The 22,281-nt window shown below is 42.0% G+C and carries 13 protein-coding genes; 10 read left to right on the top strand and 3 right to left on the bottom strand.

Annotated elements, in window-relative coordinates; all coding sequences use genetic code 11:
• The first annotated feature begins 11 nt into the window (after positions 1 to 11).
• Both AC1TO8_RS01405 and AC1TO8_RS01400 read left to right on the top strand, forming a co-directional pair.
• Positions 12 to 1,208, top strand: a complete 1,197-nt coding sequence (locus AC1TO8_RS01405) for an acyltransferase (protein ID WP_482053834.1) — start codon at positions 12 to 14, stop codon at positions 1,206 to 1,208.
• Positions 1,209 to 1,409: 201 nt separating this feature from the next.
• Positions 1,410 to 3,797, top strand: coding sequence for a GH36-type glycosyl hydrolase domain-containing protein (locus tag AC1TO8_RS01400; protein WP_482054472.1), 2,388 nt, complete (start codon positions 1,410 to 1,412; stop codon positions 3,795 to 3,797).
• A 104-nt stretch (positions 3,798 to 3,901) separates the two neighbouring features.
• Here the strand turns inward: AC1TO8_RS01400 and AC1TO8_RS01395 are convergent, their stop codons facing one another.
• Both AC1TO8_RS01395 and AC1TO8_RS01390 read right to left on the bottom strand, forming a co-directional pair.
• Entirely contained in the window at positions 3,902 to 4,939 is a 1,038-nt protein-coding gene (locus AC1TO8_RS01395) for a HAMP domain-containing sensor histidine kinase (protein ID WP_482053833.1), read from the bottom strand.
• Positions 4,936 to 5,610, bottom strand: a complete 675-nt coding sequence (locus AC1TO8_RS01390; protein ID WP_482053832.1) for a response regulator transcription factor — start codon at positions 5,608 to 5,610, stop codon at positions 4,936 to 4,938. Before AC1TO8_RS01390 ends, AC1TO8_RS01395 begins: the two co-directional genes overlap by 4 nt.
• Before the next feature lie 180 nt (positions 5,611 to 5,790).
• Here AC1TO8_RS01390 and AC1TO8_RS01385 point away from each other — a divergent pair, with 180 nt between their 5' ends.
• On the top strand, positions 5,791 to 8,181 hold the full coding sequence (locus AC1TO8_RS01385) for an ABC transporter ATP-binding protein/permease (protein ID WP_482053831.1): 2,391 nt from the start codon (positions 5,791 to 5,793) through the stop codon (positions 8,179 to 8,181).
• A gap of 347 nt (positions 8,182 to 8,528) precedes the next feature.
• Here the strand turns inward: AC1TO8_RS01385 and AC1TO8_RS01380 are convergent, their stop codons facing one another.
• Positions 8,529 to 9,173: a transcriptional regulator gene (locus tag AC1TO8_RS01380; protein WP_482053830.1), complete on the bottom strand. Its 645-nt coding sequence runs from the start codon at positions 9,171 to 9,173 to the stop codon at positions 8,529 to 8,531.
• A 366-nt stretch (positions 9,174 to 9,539) separates the two neighbouring features.
• Here AC1TO8_RS01380 and AC1TO8_RS01375 point away from each other — a divergent pair, with 366 nt between their 5' ends.
• The 7 genes from AC1TO8_RS01375 to AC1TO8_RS01345 all read left to right on the top strand — a co-directional run bounded on the left by AC1TO8_RS01375 (position 9,540) and on the right by AC1TO8_RS01345 (position 22,246).
• The gene (locus tag AC1TO8_RS01375; RefSeq protein ID WP_482054513.1) at positions 9,540 to 9,671 is read left to right on the top strand and encodes a hypothetical protein; all 132 of its coding nucleotides are present in this window, start codon (positions 9,540 to 9,542) and stop codon (positions 9,669 to 9,671) included.
• Positions 9,672 to 9,701: 30 nt separating this feature from the next.
• Entirely contained in the window at positions 9,702 to 12,011 is a 2,310-nt protein-coding gene (locus AC1TO8_RS01370) for a helix-turn-helix domain-containing protein (RefSeq protein ID WP_482053829.1), read from the top strand.
• A 298-nt stretch (positions 12,012 to 12,309) separates the two neighbouring features.
• A complete protein-coding gene (locus tag AC1TO8_RS01365; RefSeq protein ID WP_482053828.1) occupies positions 12,310 to 13,293 on the top strand; it encodes an ABC transporter permease in 984 nt (327 codons plus the stop codon).
• An 87-nt stretch (positions 13,294 to 13,380) separates the two neighbouring features.
• Entirely contained in the window at positions 13,381 to 14,193 is an 813-nt protein-coding gene (locus AC1TO8_RS01360; protein WP_482053827.1) for a carbohydrate ABC transporter permease, read from the top strand.
• Between the two features lie 65 nt (positions 14,194 to 14,258).
• The gene (locus AC1TO8_RS01355; RefSeq protein WP_482053826.1) at positions 14,259 to 15,875 is read left to right on the top strand and encodes an extracellular solute-binding protein; all 1,617 of its coding nucleotides are present in this window, start codon (positions 14,259 to 14,261) and stop codon (positions 15,873 to 15,875) included.
• A 115-nt stretch (positions 15,876 to 15,990) separates the two neighbouring features.
• Positions 15,991 to 20,397: a hypothetical protein gene (locus AC1TO8_RS01350; protein WP_482053825.1), complete on the top strand. Its 4,407-nt coding sequence runs from the start codon at positions 15,991 to 15,993 to the stop codon at positions 20,395 to 20,397.
• Between the two features lie 94 nt (positions 20,398 to 20,491).
• Positions 20,492 to 22,246: a hypothetical protein gene (locus AC1TO8_RS01345; RefSeq protein ID WP_482053824.1), complete on the top strand. Its 1,755-nt coding sequence runs from the start codon at positions 20,492 to 20,494 to the stop codon at positions 22,244 to 22,246.
• Positions 22,247 to 22,281 lie beyond the last annotated feature (35 nt).

The raw sequence follows: 22,281 nt of genomic DNA, 5'->3' as shown, positions 1-22,281 counted from the left end.
GGGAGAGTGCAATGGTAAAAAAGAAAAGAATCACCGAGATAGAGTTATTACGAGGTCTGGCCTTTCTGGCTGTGGCATTACAGCATAGCATTGCCCATTTCGCCTATGTGGAAGGCGTAAGCTTTGGGGATGGTGTTGTCATGACGGTATTATTAATACTGGCTAAATTTGCGGTGCCCGTGTTTATATTTATAACCGGAATGGTGTTATTCTACAATTATGAAGGTCAATTCAACTATATTTCTTTCTTGAAAAAGAGAGTGAAGGATATCATCATACCATACATATTGTGGTCATTTGTGTACTTTTCCTTAAATTATGGTTGGCAGCAAGGCTGGATCGAGCAATCCTGGAAATGGTTTACTATGCTATTTACGGGTAAGACAAGCTCTCACCTGTGGTACGTCGTTATGATCTTTCAGTTCTATCTATTATTTCCAATGTTCCGCTACGTGATTAATAAAGTGAGAAGGAAACTATCACTATCGGTTTGCATCGTTAGTCTTGTGGGTGTTGGATTACTATATGTATGGCTCACAGGTCAAGTCTCAGCGATTGGAAAGTTGATGTCGTCTATCCAAATCCCTGTTATTACCGCCATGTTTACGAAATATGCAGATCGTAATTTCTTGTATTTCTTCTTTTATTTCGTACTTGGAGCATGTGCAGGTCTAAGACCAGAGATATGGAAAGAGTGGATCCGTAGAGGACGTTGGATTTATATATCTAGTTTTATAGTCTTAACGATCTACTATATCATCCTCGTTACGGGAACCTTCCGAACACCTACAGGGCTCCAAATTGGATTCCATGCAGTATCTTTAATCCGGCCTATGATGGTGTTCTTTCTACTCAGTTCGATTTGTGTAGTATACATGCTTGCTACATGGATGAAGGTGAAAAATGGAAGTCGAAGTAGTTCATTCATTCTTTCCATTGGAAAATATTCATATGGTGCCTATTTAGTGCATGCACTCATGCTTAGAGTTAGCTATATATTCGATGTGGCATGGTTTGTACATTGGCCTATCCTACTGCGCATGCTGATTTCCTTTGTGATATGTGTTCTTTTATCTTATGTTCTTATGAAGTTGCTATCTAGATTCACATGGGGGAAATGGTTGGGTGGAATTCCAATGATGGGGAATAGAGGGGGAAGGAATTCAAAAAAGACCGCCTTGACTAATCGCTCTGACGGTCATTCTTAATAGCGTTATTCTATCAAAGATCTAGATGCAGCTATCGATTACCGCGGCTCGAAGAACAAGCGGCGTTCAAGATTAAATATCCCCAAGATATTCTTATTTTGGATGGAGAAATAATCTACGTACACTGTTAAAATGATAGTATGGGAGGAAGTGTTAAAAGAGTGATTTCGTTAAAAAACTAAATAGAAGAGAGGTACGATGATGATAAGAGCTTCTGAAAATAATGAATATTATGAACTAACAAGTCCTACACTTCTACCAAAGGCTTCGGGGTTTTTATGGAATGAAAAGATGATGATTCATATGAATTGTCGTGGGTACGCTGTAGCTCAGTTTATGCAACCGGAACCTGGGAAGTACTCCTATGCACCGAATTTGGAAGCCAAGTCTTTTATGCAGCCAGAGCAGCCTTATTATGCCCATCATCCTGGCCGTTTTGTTTATGTGAAGGATGAGGTGAGTGGTGAGATTTTCTCTGCTCCGTATGAACCAGTACGCGTACTCCCTGATAAATATACATTTTCTGTAGGAAAACATAATATGGTATGGAAGATCGAAAGTAATGATATTTTGATAGAAATGAGTTTGAGTTTACCTAAAGAGGATGCGATGGAATTGTGGCGAGTCAAGGTGAAGAACCTTTCGCCAAATAAACGAAAATTAAGTATCTACCCCTATTTTACAGTAGGATATATGTCATGGATGAATCAATCAGGTGAGTATAAGGAAGATTTACAAGGAATTATGTGTTCTTCTATTACGCCTTATCAGAAATATCAAGATTATGATAAGATAAAAAATCTGAAAGACAAGACATTTTTATTAGCTGATCAAAAGCCTTCTGCATGGGAAGTTAATCAGGAAGCATTTGAAGGAGAAGGCGGTATTACATCACCGTCAGCAATCAAAAACGAAGTGCTGTCAAAAGGGGAATCCCGGTATGAATCACCGATTGCTGTCCTGCAATATAGAATCGATGTAGATCCAGGTGAGGAGAAGGCATATCGGTTTATATTTGGTCCGGCTAAAAACGAGGAAGAGATTAGTCAAATTCGCCAGAAATACTTCTTAGATACAGATGCCAGCGGCGATGATGGTTTTGTTGCAGCTGAATTAGAATATGCTGAATACGTAAGCGAAGGCAGAGGGTGTATTGAGATCACAACACCGGATGCTGATTTCGATAATTTTGTGAATCACTGGTTGCCGCGGCAAATGTATTATCATGGCCAAACCAACCGACTTACGACAGATCCCCAGACTCGGAACTACCTTCAAGACAATATGGGGATGAGTTATATTAAACCACAGATGGCTAGAAATGCATTTCTAACTGCGTTAAGCCAGCAAAGTACAACCGGTGCAATGCCAGATGGAATCATTTTACATAAGGATGCTGAGCTGAAATATATTAATCAAGTCCCTCATACGGATCATTGTGTTTGGTTGCCCATCTGTTTGAGTACTTATTTAGATGAAACGAATGATTATACTATTTTGGACGAAATCGTTCCTTTTGCTGATGGTCTGGAAACGGGTTCCATTTTTGAACATATTAATCGTGCGATGCACTGGCTTATCAGTGATAGAGATGAGCGGGGACTAAACTTTATTAATCAAGGCGATTGGTGTGACCCAATGAATATGGTTGGCTACAAAGGAAAAGGTGTTTCTGGGTGGCTAACGATTGCTACGGCATATGCATTTATGGTATGGGCGGATATATGTGAACAAAGTGGGCGACTGGATGTAGCCAAGGAATTTCAAGTGGCAGCTGATGAGACGAATGCTGTAGTCAATCAATATTTATGGGACGGAGAATGGTATGCACGAGGAATAACGGATGACAATATTGTATTTGGTATTAGTGAAGATAAGGAAGGCAGGATTTTCATAAATCCTCAAGGGTGGTCTTTATTAAGCGGTGCTGCCGATGAATTGAAACAAAAGAAACTGATACAAGCAGTTAGGGAGCAATTAGAAACACCATATGGTGTTGAAAAGCTAGCGCCATCCTACACATCGATGCGAGAGGATGTAGGTAGGGTAACGCAGAAACATCCAGGAACGGCAGAGAATGGGGCTGTGTATAACCATGCTGCAGCATTTTATATCTATGGGCTTTACTCCGTGGGAGAGAAGGATAATGCGTTTCGTTTGCTTCGAAAAATGATTCCAGGGCCAGATCCAGAGGATATTATTAGACGAGGTCAATTGCCTGTGTTTATACCTAATTATTATCGTGGCGCATATAGACAAATTCCGCATACTGCTGGACGTTCCAGTCATTTATTTAATACAGGAACGGTTCCGTGGGTTTATCGCTGTCTGATTGATGGTCTGTTTGGATTACAGGGGAATAAAGCAGGACTTCAGATCAAGCCACAGCTTCCTTCTGACTGGCAAGAGGTTACGGTTAAACGGTTGTTTAGAGGAGCAGAACTGCATATCGATATGAAGCGGGAATCTGGCGTTAGTATAACAGAAGTGTATGTCAATGGTAATTATATTGAAGATGGCATCATTAAGGATTTGAAATCAGAAAACGAATATAAAGTGCTAGTAAAAATTCCGTCCCAGAATGAATAAGCTCGAAATACATCACGGAAAATGATCAGATTGTTCTTTTTATTGTTGGATATAATCCCGAGCGACCACTTAAGGCTAGCTCGGGATTATATCCATCTCCTACTTCAATCCATAGGCAATCTAACCGTAAAGGTTGAGCCTTCACCTAATTCGCTTATAACGTCAATCTTCCCACCGCATAGGTTAATGATACGATTGACTAAGGGGAGACCGAGACCGTTGCCTTCTGAGTATCTGGCATGATCTTCTTGATAGAATTTTTCGAAGATATGCTTACTTACTTTGTTTGTCATTCCTATACCGTTGTCAGATATAATTACCGAGATTCCGTTGTCATTAGATATGAGGGCAACGGATATTTCTCCGCCTGTTGGCGTGAATTTAATCGCATTACCAAGCAGGTTCAACCACACTTGCATCATGAGCTCTTCATTTCCGTGATAGGTAAGCTTTGCAAGCTCGATATTTAGAATCAGTTGTTTAGATGACCAGATCGATTCTAGTAGCAATATGGCTTGGCGAATTTGTTCGTCTAGACGATACTCTATTTTTCCAGAAATGACCTCTTGATTCTCAAGCTTGGAGATCTTTAGAATGTTCCCTGATAATGTAGACAATTGACGTGCACTATTTACGATCATCTCTGTATATTCATCATGCTCTTCCTTAGTAATATTCTTATCCTGCAACAGAGTGGCATAACCTTCAATGGCTGCAATGGGCGTTTTGAATTCATGAGATACGTTAACGACGAAATCGTTTCGAAGTGTTTCGATACTGCGAAGTTCTTGAACCATAATGTTAAAGTGATGTGCTACCTCATTAATTTCGTTCACCCGATGAGATTCGTTCAAATCAATGTCAAAGTTTCCGTTGGCGATTTCCTTAGCTGCATTGCTGAAATCAGTAATAGGAGATAAAATTCTTTTGCCGACCATGAATGTTATGATTGTACCGATGACAAGACTGAACAAGACCATGAGTAGAAGAACAGGAATGGGACTTCCGTTATGTTGGGTTATATTTTCATTGCGAATATAAAAGTATGCTACTGGAGCTAGCATGACAGAAGCAGAAAGCATAATAAGAAATACCTTCGATACAAAATACCACCACAGACTATTTCTTTTGCGTTGAATCATGATGATTTCACCACCTTATAACCAAGCCCCCTTACGGTCACGATCTCAAAATCTTCGCATTCCTTAAAGCGTTCCCGCAAGCGATTGATATGCACAACGATCGTGTGTTCATCCGATTCAGAATCCATCCCCCAAATTTCATCCATCAGTTGTTGTTTCGTGAATGTTTTATTAGAATAGGATATGAGTTTATATAGAAGGTAAAATTCTTTCTGCGGTAGAAGAATGCTGCTATCTTGTTGAAAGACCGTTAAAGAATCATAGTCTAACAGGGTATTCCCACATTCGATTTTGCGTTCAGTCATAATTTTGGCGCGGCGGAGTAGGGCACCGACACGTAGAATCATTTCATTAACATCAATCGGTTTCACCATATAATCATCTATCCCAACGAGAAAACCTTGTTGTTTATCAGCAAAGCTCTCCCGTGCCGTTACCATCAAGATGGGGAGATTGAAGTTTGCTTCTCTAAGTGTTCTCGTAAGCTCGTAGCCATCTATACGTGGCATCATAATATCTGAGATAATTAAATCGATATATTCCTTATCCAGAATAGCGAGGGCTGCCTCGCCATCTTCCGCAGATCTTGGATGATAACCGTTTCTGCTAAGAACGGTACAGAATAGTTGACGCAATTTGTGATCATCTTCAACAACTAGAATAGTAAACATACTATGACCTCCAGGGGGAATCTTATATACAATACATATTAGTATACCTCATTCATTTAAATCACAAGAATATAATGATTCCACGTAATTAGGCTCAGTTTAGGTTTAGTTTATAATTGTTTGATATACTTGTTCTATAATCATAGAGACATAGTTATTTGGAAGGGGAGAAGCATCAACATGTTACAGTTAAAAGATATTACGAAGAGTTACAAGACTGGGGATTTCACACAGGTAGCTTTGGATAAGGTGAGCCTCAATTTCAGGAAAAGTGAGTTCGTTGCTATTCTTGGGCAGAGTGGGTCGGGTAAGACAACATTATTGAATTTAATTGGTGGTTTAGATCAATATGATAGTGGAGAACTCACAATTAATGGACAATCGACGAAGAATTTTCAAGATGGTGATTGGGATGCTTATCGTAATAATAGTGTAGGGTTTATATTTCAGAGTTATAATCTGATTTCGCACTTAAGCATCGTGGATAACGTCGAAATGGGTATGACACTTAGTGGTGTGTCCACTTCGGAGAAGAAGAAGAAGGCATTAGAAGTGCTTGAAAAGGTCGGATTGAAAGACCATGTGCATAAGAAACCGAATCAATTGTCTGGAGGGCAAATGCAACGTGTAGCTATTGCTCGTGCTCTAGCGAATAATCCAGATATTATTCTAGCAGATGAACCAACAGGAGCGTTGGATACAGAAACTAGTGAACAAATTATGGAGCTTATCAAGACCATTGCGGCAGATAAACTAGTTATTATGGTGACGCATAATCCTGAATTGGCAGAACAATATGCGGACCGGGTCATTAAGTTCTCCGACGGCAAGTCAATATCTGATACTAACCCGCTGGCGAACCAAAAGATATCATCCAGCTATACGCTCAAGAAAACGAGTATGAGTTTCTTAACGGCATTAAAATTATCAGGTAAAAATATTGCGACGAAGAAGTGGAGAACGGGCTTAACTGCTTTTGCCTCAAGTATTGGTATTATTGGTATTGCATTGATTCTATCTTTATCGAATGGATTTGATAAGCAGATCAGTTCCTATGAAGCAGGGGCTATGTCTAATTTCCCTATTACGATCAACCAGACTGCTATGAGTGTTGATGTATCACAACATGCTGCTATGGGGGGGACAGATCTACCGTCTTATCCGACAGAGAAGAAGTTGATACCGTATGATCCAACTGCGAATTCAATCCTTCATACGAATGTGCTGACAACAGAATATTTAGCCTATCTGGAGAAGATCGACCCTAAACTGATTGATGGGATATCATATACGCGTACGGTTAATATGAATATGTTGAAATCAGATGGAGAAAAGGCTAGCACGGTTAATAAGGGGAATATTAGCTTTTCTTCTTATCCTAGTAAACAGGGGGCTTCCACAGAAAGTTATTTAGAGCAGTACTATGATGTGCTTGAGGGAAGTTTTCCTTCGGAGAAGACGGATCTTGTACTGATCGTGGATGAATATAATCGTCTGACAGAAGCTTCAATTGATGCGTTGGGTCTGGACTATAATGTCGATAGTATTGACTTCGCTGATCTGATTGGTTATGAGTTAAAGCTCATGAAGAACGATGACTATTATCAAAGAAATGGTGAGCAGTTCGCAGTGAAAGGAACAGCTACGAATCTGATTGATATGTATAATAGCGACGATGCAATCACTTTAGATATTGTCGGTGTTATCCGCGGTCAGGAAGAATCCAAGATGTCTACTTTAGCTGCGGGAATTGCATATTCTGATGAACTGGCAACTTACTTTATTGAAGATGCGAAGAGTTCAGAAATTGTAAAGGCACAACAGGAAGCTGACTATAACGTGTTAACAGGACAAATGCTCTCTCAAGACATAGCTGGTAGTGGAATGGCAGGGATGACTCAACCTGGAATGCCAACTATGGATCCTAGCATGGCTGCTGCTATGGCAGCAGTCACCCCAACGACTTCGACGAAGGCTGATATTCTTGCCTCCTTGGGAGCAACGGAGATTCCAACATCAGTCTCTCTGTATCCATTAGACTTTGGATCAAAGGAAAAAGTTAACGCTTATCTGGATGAGTGGAATGCGAATTTGGATACAAAAGACAAAGTGATATACACGGATCTGGCAGCGATTGTCACAAGTATCTCAGGAGGCATTATGGATGGTATTACAATGGTGCTGATTGCATTTGCGGCAATATCCCTCGTGGTCTCCCTAATCATGATTGCTATCATAACTTACATTTCAGTGATGGAAAGAACGAAGGAAATTGGTGTTCTTCGCGCATTGGGAGCAAGGAAGAAGGATATCACGCGTGTGTTTAATGCAGAGACCTTTATCATTGGAGCTTGTTCAGGGATTCTTGGAATTGGTATAACGTATCTGTTGACAATTCCAGTCAATGCAATACTTTATAATCTAACGGATCTCTCTAATGTTGCACAGCTTGATCCTATGCATGCGCTAACGCTTGGTATTATTAGCGTAGTACTTACGATGGTAGGTGGATTCATTCCTGCGAAGATGGCAGCGAAGAAGGATCCAGTAACCGCATTGCGTAGCGAATAGTTCACTGGTAGCCAGTTAACGAGATAGCCAGATAGCGATTCTATTCATGCATCGCTTAGAGACTATAATGAGGAAGAGGTTGATCCAATAGGATCAGCCTCTTTTCTCATTATATACTCTAACGGAAGCAGGAGACCTTATTTGGCCGTATACACCACTTTTGAAATTCTAACGGATCTAGGAGACCTTATTTGATCCTTTTTGCACGATCTGGGCTGTTTATTTACATATAGGGGCGTGTACTTCCGTTAGAATTTTATAAAGGTGTCTTTCCATCGAATAGAGTCTGTGATTTCCGTTAGAAATTCGAAGATGCGATATGCTTACTAAGAGATACGATACGTCTACTATGGTAACCTAAATGTGCGATACCGCTGGACTCCGCTTGCAACGACCAGTATCTTTTTATGCACTAATTCGAGAGAAATATGTCTTGAGTGGCGATCCGAGAGTTGCAGATGAGTAGAAAGTTCTCGTGGTGTGAAAGGACGCATCAATCTACGGGCAAAGCGTAACGTTTCTGCCTCAGCCCAGTTAAGATCAGAAGGTACTACTGTGGATAGGAACTTTCCGACAAATGCGAGCACTAATTGTTTGCAGACGCCCGGATCTTCTTTAATTGAGGGATAAGCGATGGGTAGGAATATCCAATCGTCAAGTACAAGCAAGGCTTGCTTCATACATAAATCTTTAAAGCGACTGACTTCGATGTCCCTCGCGTGAGATCGATATCCATGAATCTCTATACAGCCCTTTGCATCGTTTGGTCTGTAAGCGAGGTCAAGGTAGCGGCATCCGTTATTAAAGTCACGCACCTCATATTCAGGATACAAATAATCTAGATTCCCTACTGCTGGAAACCAGATTGAACGAAGAAATTCTATCGTTCCATGTCCTAATCCTTTGAGTAGAAGTTCCCGCACTCTGGGGTTCTTCTCTTCGGCAATGTGTTTGTACAGCCATACCTCATAGACATCTTCAAACAAATTCACATCCCCCTAACTTGTAGTCACTATATAAAAAGAAAGCCGCTTTAATACGATAATGCTCATATGAGCTATCGTATTAAAGCGGCTTGTACTTCACGCCGATGAATTATTAAATGTATTCATATAATGGCTTATTCTCGATAGGTTGTCAAGGATTTTCCGTTTTGCGTTAGCTACCATAAGGGGATTTGGAGTGGTTGGATATGTAGGGGATTGGTGTTTGATGCTGTAAGATTATTGCGTAATTTGAAGTCGTACTCACTGATACTCTATTCGCTGTGGGATGCATCGAGATCGGAAGTGTTGCATATAATCGGTTGAACTCCTTTGTGAGAATCAATACCGGAATCCAGAAGGGAATCCATATTTGTGGGATTTAGTGGTACTGAAGTGGTACAGGCAGAAGAAATCATTCAGTTGTTCTTAAACACAGATGTCCATAGGGTAGAAGCTGATGGAGAGATAGATATCCAGGTTGTCAGTGAAAGAAGTGAGGTCTAACCCGAAAGAAATTCCATTTGGAGGTATAGCATGATGAAGATAAGCATATCGACTAAGATTATGCTGGTTTATGGGCTCGTATTCTTAGTAATCATCACGCTGACCTTTGGGTTATCGTATATAGGAACAGTAGGTAAGCTAGAGAGTGATCTGAATGATACGAACCTTGCTTTATTGAAACAAGTCGATCAGAAGATTGAGGTGGCCTTTCGTCAGACGGAAAAGGATCTGCTAGCGCTTATGAACGAGCTTGAATTCGTTTACTTTATGCTCGATAGCTATTCGGATGATGGTCAGAAATATAGTAATTTTTTTGGATTAAACACGAAGTTGAGGAAATTTATTGATGCCAATCCTCAGTTCTCGTCCATTTTTGTTTATTCTTCTGTAAGCGGTCACATTCTGACGGACAAAGTGTATATGAAGGATGCCCCCTTGATGGATAACTGGTTGGATGATTATTTGGATATGCCAGTATATTTCAAGTGGCTAACTACCCACCAGGTATGGGAAGGTAACGGGAATAAAGATGTGATCACTTTAGTGAGGACTTACCCAACGATCAGTAGCCCGGGATATCGTAAGGGAATTGTTGCCGTCAATATTAATGAAAAGGTATTATACGATATGGTTAAAGTAGTCTACGAGGATAGCAACATGGGTCATATGTTTATTATGGATAACGATGGAAATGTGGTGACTCACGATGACAAAAGTCAAATCTATCGTAATTTAAAGGAACTGCCTTATATTAAAAATGTGCTCACTAAAAAAGGAAGCGGGTCATTTACAGAGCAGATTAATGGTGACCGTCAATCGATATTTTACCTTGATTCCAATTATACAGGTTGGAAATTGATCAGCATCCTTCCAGAGTCACAGATCTATGAGCCGCTCAAAGTTACGCGGAATCTGCTGATTACTCTGGCGGCGGGTATGATTCTGCTAGCGTTGATCGTGTTGTTTTACGTAAACCGTTGGACATTTAAACCGCTTAATCAATTGGTGGGCAAAATGTCGGGTACATATAAATTCAGCGAGAACTATGAACAAACAGATGCTGGACTTCCTTATCTGGAAAGCGTATTCGACCAATTAATGCTGGACAGAGAACATCTTCAGCGACATGTGCGGGACTCGAAGCCGGTACTGAAGTGGAGAATCATGATGGATATGCTTGTGGGGTATCGAACGGATTATCTGGCTGTGCTTCATCATCTTGAGTTCGTGGGTGTTCATTTATACCCGGATCGATTTCTTGTATGTACGGCGGAGATTAGCAAAGAGGGAATAGACTTAAGGGCTCAGGATGAGACACTTTATACTTATGCATTCTGTAATGTTGCGGAGGAAATGATTAATCTAGAGAACGCTGGGATGGCTATTGACTTAGGAGGGGGGCGTGCAGCAGTCATTTTCAGCTTTGCAGAAGGAGATGCGGAGCAGAATCACTTACGTTCGCTTGCGATTATGGAGCTAATCCTCGATATTATGAAGAAGCAATTCGATCTGATCGTGACTGTTGGCGTGGGTCGAGGCTATAGTGAGATGAGGGAAATTCCTAAATCATACGATGAATCACAGAAGGCGCTTCATTATAAGATGGTGTTCGGCCAGCATTCCGTTATCTCCATTGAAGACCTACAGCCTCTGGACAGCCAAGATTATTATCGATTGATTCGTACATCGGACCGAATTACGGACGCACTGAAGATGACGGATACGGTGAAGCTGATGAAGTATGTGAAGGAGACATTTCGAGAGGCGATAGATAGCAATTTGCCTCCAGATCTGATCCGTCAGCTTTCTTTTGATATCATTATAAAATCGGTACAGTCCGTTGGTTCCATAGGAATCGACCTGAAGGAATCGATGAGCCAACTGGACAACATCTATGAGCTGATTAACCGCAGTGGAGACTTGAAGGAGATGGAGAGGATTGTCTTCTCGTTTCTAGAAGAGATGGCTGGCAGAATCAAAGCTAAGCGGAGGCAGAGGGGAAGTAATGAGACTATTGAACGTATGCTCATCTATATCGGAGAACATTTTCAGGAAAGTGATCTTTCTTTGGAAAAGCTTGCCCAAGTGTTCCATTTAAGTCCAACTTATATAAGCAAACAGTTTAAAGAATATACCGAAAGTAACTTCATTGATTATTTGATCGGAATCCGGATTACTGCTTCTCAGAAATTTCTAGCAGGGAAGGACATGAAAGTGAACGAGATTGCCGAAGCTGTTGGTTATCTAAACGCACGAAGTTTCCTACGAACATTTAAGAAGTATACAGGGATGACCCCGTTAGAGTACCGAGCCAAGTCACGGACTGATAATGAACAATAATCAAGCATTTAATATCTTTAATATCAAGACATATATTTGAGATCTTCTTCACTTGTGGAAGAATGATCTCTGTATATGTCTTTTTGAGTTGTGTGTCTTACGACTAGAAACCCACGTCCCTGTAGGTATATTCATGTAATATCACAAGAAAATGAACCCTGTTTAAGAATGGTGACTGTACCTATAGCAAGAATAGTCATCGTGTTTAGATCGTGTCTATATCCATAGATTCTATCCCAAGGTACGATTGAATTGCCCAGACGTACTTAGGCCTCCAAACCAAGAAAGGATGAACCCAATGAAGCATAAACGACCCGAACTCGAAACTGTACTGGCCGATTCAGAGTCGACATGGACGAGAACGAAGCCAAGGACTCCCAATGTATTCAACCGATTAAAGAGGGACCGACATTTGTACCTGATGCTGCTACCTGTTATCGGGTTTTATCTTTTATTTAAATACTCTCCGATGGTAGGCGAGATTATAGCGTTCAAAGATTATCGCTTAGGGGATGGGATATTCGGTAGTCAATGGGTTGGATTCAAGCATTTTGAAAGTTTATTCGGGAGTATTGATTTCTGGAGAGTTCTTCGAAATACGCTAGTATTGAACGTGTACAGTCTTGTTTTTGGTTTTCCAGTACCTATCATACTGGCTCTTTTACTAAATGAAGTTCGCAAAGAATGGTATAAGAGGACAGTACAGAACTTACTGTATTTGCCTCATTTTATATCATGGGTTGTCTTGGGTGGTATCTTTATCGCTATCCTTTCGCCAAGTACTGGTGTTGTTAATGCAGTACTTGAGCATGTATTCGGTATTGAACCGATTTACTTTATGGCTAATTCTAGATGGTGGCCAGTAGCGTATACGCTGTCAGGTATATGGCGAGAAGCAGGATGGGGTACGATTCTCTATTTAGCAGCAATGGCTTCGATCGACCCTCAACTATACGAGGCCGCTAAGATCGACGGAGCGAGTAAATTACGCCAAACCTGGCATATTACACTTCCGGGGATTCGTAGTACCGTTGCTATTCTGCTAGTTCTACGCATGGGTAATATGATGGACGTTGGACTAGAGCAAACATTGATCCTACAGAATCAATCTGTACTAGATGTTGCGGATGTTATTAGTACGTATGTATACAGGGTTGGCTTGCAAAATATGAATTATAGCTATACGACTGCATTAGGCTTGTTCCAATCACTGGTCAGCTTGACTCTGGTGGTAGGTGTAAATCGATTAACCCGAATGTTTGGGGAGAGGGGTCTATGGTAAATGATGCTATCTCGAAGAAACAACGTATCCGTCGTGTCTCGGTTGTGGACGACTATAAATTACACCATACTCGGGTGCTTTTCACTAATGGCTTTATACCCGTTATGGTATGTCATTGTATCTTCCTTTAGCAGTAGTAGGGCTATAACGGCGGGTGAAGTGTCTTTATGGCCAGTTGAATTTAACGTAAATGCCTATGTACGACTCTTCGATGACGGTCAGCTTTTTGGCGCCATGGGGAACACGATTGTAGTAACTATTGTAGGTACACTACTAAATATGGTATTAACGACATTAGCTGCCTATCCTCTTTCTAGACGAAGACTTAAGGGACGTAGTCTGCTACTTATGTTTATCATATTCACGATGTTGTTAACTACGGGGATCATCCCCAATTTTATTCTTATTAAATCACTGGGACTTATGGATTCTTATTGGTCATTGTGGCTACCGGCTTTAATTAGTACCTATAACATGTTTGTCATGAAGACATTTATGGAAGGCTTACCCGAGGAAATTGAGGAATCAGCGGCCATCGACGGTGCCGGAGACTGGAGGATTCTAGTCCAGATTATTCTTCCTTTATGTAAGCCGATAATGGCTGCACTCTCATTGTTTTATGCCGTGGGTTGGTGGAACTCCTATTTCAACGTGTTGCTATATATTACGAAGAGTACTCAGCAGACATTAACACTTAAGCTCTATCAAATGATTCTCCAAGTGAATCAAAGTTTATTGAATAATGTCTCCGGGAGCGAAGGGGTGGGACAGGTGATGCTGACACCGGAAGGGATCAAAGCCGCAGCTATCGTGATAGCGGTCACCCCTATTCTGATCGTATACCCGTTCTTGCAGAAGCATTTCGTTAAAGGGGTATTAATCGGATCTGTAAAAGGATGATATCGTCGGACTATATGTCCTTGATATAGGCATAACTATAACTATCTAATAAGGGGATGAAGCAATTGAGAAAAGCAAAGTATTTGTGGAAAACGGTCCTAGTGGCAAGCTTATCACTTATGATGATCCTGGTAGCTTGCAGCAATAAAACTACATCGGAGAATCCATCAGCATCGCCCGTAACAAGTAGCCCAGCTGCTACAACCTCAGAGAATAATTCAGCAGAAACGAAGAAAGAAATAAGTATTTCAGCCTTTGACCGTGGGAGTGTGGCTACGGAGGAAGGTAGCTACGAAAGCAATCGGTGGACGAAATGGATCAATGAAAATTCACCAGCTACGGTTCAGTGGATTCCGGTTGATCGGGGTCAAGCTCAACAAAAGTTAAGTACACTTATCGCGGCAGGTAGCGCACCAGACCTAATATGGGAATATGATCGAAATTATATCGCTCAATTAGCGAATCAGGGGGCTATTCAGCCCATTGATACTTTCATTGAAAAGTACAGTACAACCTTGAAAAAGTATTTAGAGGATAATCCTGAATTGAAGTCTGCTATGACAATCAACGGTAAGATGTATGCGGTTACAAGTAAGAGGAGTATTGAGTCTATTGCTAACAACGGCATGTGGATTCGACAGGATTGGCTGGATAAGCTGCAACTTAAGGCGCCTACAACAGTAGAAGAACTAATTGAGGTGGCTCAGAAATTTAAGGACGAAGACCCCGATGGTAATGGGCAAGACGATACGGTACCCATTGTATTTAACGGTAATGCTGTACAAATTATGCGTGCTTTCTTCTTCACCAATGAGAACCAGTGGTACTTAGAAGATGGCCAGATGAAATATGCCAGAACGTTAGATCGCTTTACTGATTCACTTACCTTTCAGAAGTCATTATTCGACCAAGAACTGATTGATAAAGAGTATATTACCGATAGTAACTTCCAGCGTGCAACTCAACTATGGACGACAGGTAAGGCAGGGATCTATTTTGCTAACTGGAGTATGGATAATGAAATTCGGGATCTAAAGGTGAATGTTCCTGAAGCCAAGCTGGCTCCATTAGAATCTGTGGCGAGCCAATATGGGAAAAATGGTCTGTACCAAGAATTACCTTCCAATGTTCTAGTCGCATTCAACAGCACCATGGATGAGGATAGAATCGAAACAGCCATTAAATTCCTCGATTGGATGCTGGAAGAAGGTTGGATGAGCTTGAAGTTCGGCGAGGAGAATGTACATTACAAATTGGTAGATGGTGAAGTTCCGCAAAGGCTTGATTCAGATCAATTTCGGCAGGAAGTAGCCTATGCTAACGAATATTCAATTCTGAGTCAATGGAATACGAAAGCGGAATGGATTCCGGTCATGGCTGCTCAAGATCCTCTTTCCCAAGAAATCGCTCAGGCTAAATCTCAAGCCTTAGAAGTAGCGCTCAAAAATGAATATCGTAGGGATATCGCGTTTAGTCCGGATTTACCGGAAGTGAGTCAGCTGATTGCGACCTTTGCTCCGATTGCGACACAGATTGAGGTTAAGATCGTAACTGGGGGTAAAACATTAAGTCCCGAAGCGGGTATGGAGCAGGTTCGAAAGGAATGGAAACGTCTTGGTGGAGAAAATGTTGAGAAGCTAGCCCAGGAATGGTATGAAATAAATAAGGAATTCTTGAAATAAGTTAGTAAATAAAGAGTTGTGATCATAGGTGGGAGGGCAGATTCTAAGAAGTGATCTTCAACAGAATCTGTCTTTCTGCTAATAAACTTCTTATAAACAAAGGAGTGGTATGCACATGATCAGATCGAAGAAATCGGATGTAATTAAATTTGTCGCTACTTTCCTTCTTTCTTTATTTATATCTCTAATCCTAATGGGATTACCTGAATCCCATACTTATGCCGAAGTAAGTACCCCTGAGTTGACGATAGGAGATTTTGAAAGTGCTGATGAGGCTTGGGACTTCTTGATTGGAAGCGGTGGAGCGCTTGGAAATGGTGAATTTAGTAGGGATTCTACGAACGCTCAGTCTGGGAGTTCCTCAGGAAAACTAGAGCTTAATTTTAGTAGCAATTCGGGATATACAAACAGTTATGTTTCCTTGGAGAAGTACTTGTTTAAACGTGTACTACCTACGGATGCTGTGGAGCTCAGCTTGTGGGTGAAGACAGCGGATATGGCTAAATTCGATCTGATATTGGTAGACAACACGAATCAGAATCATCAACAGACGATCATACTAGATCAGACAACAGAATGGCAGAAGATTACAGTGAGTTCTTTCACATCGGGGGTTAATTATACAAAGTGGGGAGGGAGTAATGATGGATTATGGCATGGCCCGCTAAAGAAAATGCACTTTAAGCTGACTAAAGCATCGATGAAAGCAGGCAAAACCATGGGCTCCATATGGATTGATAATATTCGAGTTAAGGTCGAGGTTCCCGAGCTAGCCATTGCTCAGGTTCAAGTTGGTAACGTCTTTGCAGGAAGCCAATCAGCCCATTTTGACATTTTGACAACGGGTGATGCTATTCAATGGAGTACCTTCAATGCATGGGGAGAGCCAGTGTCGACCGGAACTGCTCCAGTCACTGGAAGTAAGCTTCGTCTTAACGTACCGGTGACTGAAGATGGATATTATAGATTGAAGGTAGTAGCTTCTTTAGGGGGTGCCGTAATCAATACAAAGGAAACGACATTTGCCACGCTTCCTGAGTTTGATCTAGCGGCGGTAACGGAGTCTCCATTCGGTGTACAGACCCATTATGGAATTAGTTGGAACAAGGAAATGATTCCACTTCTTAAATATGCCGGTACCAAGAACGTACGAGACTCCTTTTATTGGTCAGAAGTAGAGGTCAATAAAGGACAATATTCGTTTAATCCCAAGGTTACGCTTCCTATGCAATCTTTTAACGAGTTCGGCATCGATCCATTCCTCTCCTTCGCGTTCAGCAATAAGTATTACGATGAAGGTAAAACACCTTATACAGAGGAAGCTCATCTCGCATACGGAAATTATGTGAAAGCCATGCTGGGAAAGTTCGGAAGTCAGATTAATTCAGGTGAAATATGGAATGAGTTCAACCTGCCGTACTTTGGTGGCAATGGTCCTGCAGACTCGAGAGCGAATATTTACTTCAATATGCTGAAGAAGGGTTACGAGGCATCCAAATCGGTTCAACCGGAACTAAACGTCGTAGGTGGCGCAACGGCAGGAATTCCAGAAGATTGGTTGGAAGACTTATTCGAGCTTGGTGGGCTGGATTATATGGATTCACTTTCAGTCCACCCTTACCGCTATCCTCAAACACCGGAAGGATTGCTAGAAGAGATTGACGAATTGAACCAACTTGTGCGCGATCACAATAATGGCCAGACCATCCCCCTGTGGTTCTCGGAGATTGGCTGGCCAACCCATTTGAACCCAACGGGTGTAGATGAAACGACTCAGGCTGCCTATTTGATCCGCACTTATGTGCTGAGTATCGCGGCGGGTGTTGAGAAAATATTCTGGTACAACTTGATGGATACTGGGACGGATAAGCTCAACAATGAGCATAATTTCGGAGTCATCCATAATACAGGTGATGCGTTAGGGGCATATACGCCTAAGCCTGCCTACGTTGCTCTAGCTACACTTACCAGACAGCTAACGGGTGCGATTCCGGTGAGTCAAGATGTAGAGGATGGTATTTATTACTATACATTCGATAAGAATGGCGAAAAGATTAATGTTCTGTGGTCATTGGATAAAAGAGATATCACTTTGAATACGCAAGAACCCCTTCTAGTGACAGATATGATGGGGCGGAAGATCACATATACACCATTTCAAGGGAAAGTGTATTTGACATTGACGGGTGAGCCTCTGTTTATTCATGGGGACATGGACAGCTTGGTTCAATCAAGCCCTTTTTCCTTGCATAGTGATTCCGTTTATACTAACGATCCCGTAACACTCGTGCTCCAGGTCAGTGATCTTGCAGAGCAAGAGGAGCTTGTCGCAAGGGTAAGCTTCGAAGGTATTACACAGGAAATTTCCGTGAATGCACCCGGAGATTACACTGTTGAGTTTCCGGGAATTGATAAGATTGGATACAAGAAGGCGACGGCTACCTTACTTACCACCGGGACGATGTTTGCAGGGTTATCTGAAACAGTTGAGATCCAACAGGCCGAGCAAGTATCGTCAAAGCATGTAATTAAGAATGGTGCTGACGTGATGGAAGTGGCGATGGTGAATGAAAGGTCTACAGAACGCCGATTGACGCAGATTGATTGGAGCATTGGGTCATCTACGGGTTCGGAAGCCTATGACGTAATTATTCCCGGAAATACCTTGCAGACGGTCGACTTCCCGCTATTAGGATTGGCGGAAGGGACACTACAAACCTATCAATTTAAGTTATTTATGGACGATGGGGCGGTGTTGCTAATCGAAGGGAACGTTAAACTTGTTCCATCCGAATCAAGAGTTCCACTGATATTTCGAACGGTCAATTCCTTGGAGGATCTGCAAGATTTAGTGGGTATTGATCTTATAGCAGATGTGAATTCAAGAATCGGTTCCCATAAGGGTCCAGAGGATTTCAGCGGGAGTCTCTGGTCCACTTATGATAGTGAGCATCTGTACATGGTTGCACGCGTTCATGACGATGTGTTCTCACAGTCGAAGCAGGGCGATGAAATCTGGGCAGGTGATAGTATCCAGTTTGCCGTGTCTGCAGGAATGCCGGGAGAGAATTTACAATGGTATGAGTATGGTATGGCCTTAACATCGCAAGGGCCGGAGCTCTATCGGTGGATGGCGCCACAAGGGGTTGAGGCGGGTACCATAGCAAATCCTGATTTACAAATAACTAGAGATGAGGAGAAGAAAGATACAATCTACCAGTTGGCTCTCCCATGGGGTGAACTGGCGCCGATCGTTCCAAGTGACGGTATTCTTAGTCTGTCTATCGTCGTCAACGAGAACGACAGTAATGTTCGTAAAGGCTATGTGGAGTGGGGTAGTGGTATTGGTTCAAGCAAGCAGGCCTCTTTGTTCAAGCCGATTCTATTACAGAAGGCGGATTTAACGAGTCCCATGATTACGATATCTGGAGTTGAAAGTGGAGAGAACTATACCGATCAAGTGACTCCTATAATAAGTGTAAAGGATACGGGAAATGGACTGAAGGAAAGTAAAGCATGGCTCGATGGAATGGAATGGACGATAAATACCCCCATAACGGGGCATGGAATTCATACGCTGATCGTGACGGCAGAGGATTATGCAGGGAACATAGCAACGGAGACTGTCCAATTCACAATTTATTACAGGACAACGCTCCAAGTAGCCGATACGGAAGCATCAATTGAAGGTGAAGCAATACTACAGGCTGCGCTTACGAATCGTGATGGGGACTCTATTGAAGGGCAATCTATTACTTTCCATGTAAACGACCTTTTAGTGGGGGAAGCCACCACGGATGTAACGGGTAAGGCAAACTTCATGTATGTAATTCCGATCAATACGGACAGCGGTATTAAAGAAGTTAGAGCCATATATACTCAGAACGACGACGTATTCCTACGCGGGAGCGAAGACATCGGGAAGCTTACTTTATACGAGTCTGCATTTACTGTACCAGGTAAACCTATCTTATCCAACAATATTCATGATAACGGGATCCTTGGCGGGGATTATACCATTACGATGGATATGTGGTGGGGTGAGAACGGAAGGATGTATAAGCTCTATGAGAACGGTGTGTTGATCCATTCGCAACCGATGGAGAATGCCACGCCTCTTGCTCAGAAGACTGCTGTTCAAGTCGTAGGCAAGTCTAATGGATCTTATGAATACACCTGCGAGTTGATTAATGATAAAGGCACGACCGAATGTGAACCGATGATTGTGGACGTGACGAATATGGAACCAGGTAAGCCTATACTCTCTAATGATAATTGGGATCAAGACGGAGCGTATAAGATAACTATGAATATGTGGTGGGGGACTAACGCCACGGATTATCATCTTTACGAGAACGGACAGCTAATCGATACAAAGCAGTTGACTGCGGCCACTCCTAATGCTCAATCTGTTATCACTGAAATTACTAAGCGAACTTCGGGTGCATATGAATATCGCGCAGAGCTGGTGAATGCTTCGGGTATAAAGGAAAGTGAAGTCATGATCGTAACGGTAATTTAAAGCTTTGATAATGAGAGAGATGCAGTAGAGCATGTTATTGCATCTCTCCTCATTCACAATCAAGAAGCCGGGAACAGAAAGTGAGGATTCAAACATGAGCCGATATTCACAATCGTTGGATGACAAAGAACTTTTATTGAGAAAAATAATTTCCCAGGAAACCGACTTTGATCCACATGTTAACATGCTGCTGAGGCCATTCCACACGCCTGGGTATCATACGACATTAACTACCGAGTTGTATCCTGTAGTACATCCTACACATCCATCGTTGCTATATGCCGTAGGCTTATTAAATACAGAGGTTCCCGAGTATGTACAGAGGGCTTGTGATGTCATAAAATGCGTACTTACTTTACAAGATCGAGACCCAGAACGAGATACCTTCGGCATATGGCCGTGGTTCTATGAGGAACCGCTTAAACAGATGGATCCACCGGACTGGAACTGGGCCGACTTCTGTGGTAAAGAGCTTGTACTTGCAGTATTGATTCACGGTCATCGACTTCCCGAAGAGCTGAGAGATCAGATTTCACAAGGGATAATCTGTGCGTGTGATGCGATCATCATAAGGGATGTGGGACCTCATTATACGAATATTTGTATTATGGGGGCTTTTGTGACTTTGATTGCTGGAGAACTCTATGGACGTCAGGATTATATAGATTATTCGCTACAAAGACTGGAAAAGTTAAAACATTATACGGAGGGCTTAGGGACCTTCCAAGAATTCAACAGTCCTCATTATTCCGTCATTGCTATCGTAGAGTTATCCAAAATTCATACCCATTCGGTTAATCAAAGGGCTAAGGAAATCGTCTCTGGGCTACTAGACATGGTTTGGCGGATGGTGGCAGAGCATTATCATCCTATTTCCCAGCAGTGGGCAGGTCCACATAGTCGCAGTTATAGTACACTTCTGACCAACAAGATTAAATCCTTTCTACAGATGGCTACTGATAACAAGCTGTCATTCTTCTCTGATGATGAGCTCGAATATGACGCCGAATGGTTCGGCACTGGCAGCCGATGCCCTGATACTTATATAGATTTGTTCATGACTGAGGTAGATACCAAGGTACTTGAACAGGCCTATTATCGAAATAAGGATACTGGTTTCGTGAAATGGGCAGAAACACACATGACATCGCGGTATACAATAGGGATGTTCAGAGATGAAATTATGTGGAACCAAACACGGGGATTGGTCGCTTATTTCGAGAATAACGGGTCATCTACTTATTTACAGATGCGCTGCTTGCATGATGGATATGACTATTGCTCGGGGGTACTCAGTGTTACGGCGGAACATGGACATCTTCTTCTCGGTGTACGGTTCCTCACCAATGGTGGGGATACCCACCCGATGTTGGATCGAATTCAGGGTAGTATAGAGGTATCGGATTTCCGGCTTCGTATGGAATTTGGAGGATTACTTGATGATGTGAGTATTGAAACGGAAGGAACGAAGGCACAAGTAGTCATTAACGGATTGCCTTTGCGGTTCGACAGCATCTATGCAGCTTTTGAAGAGGGAATGGCTGCAGACAGCGCAGAGAAAGAGCAGCAGGGATGGAGCTGGGAAGTGAGTAAGCAAGGACAAGGAGAAAGTGTTGGTTTAGATTTAGTTATCTATGCGGGTCAACGAAAAGTAATAGATTTTTATACGCTCAAAAAATCCGCATTTCTATTCTCGTTAGCTATAGGCGAGGTGGTTGAGAGATTGCCACTGATTACGGTCGTAGAAGAAGCCGGTCATGTGATAGCAAAGGTTACAACTTGCAATCAGAATAGTTCACCGTATGAGTTATCTATTCCTTTACAACCGAATGATCATCATCCCGTATGATGAATAGTTAGGTTATGTTACAAAGAGAGTCTCAA

Source organism: Paenibacillus sp. Y859 (assembly GCF_056786405.1).
This window is presented reverse-complemented; position numbering and strand designations above follow the sequence as displayed.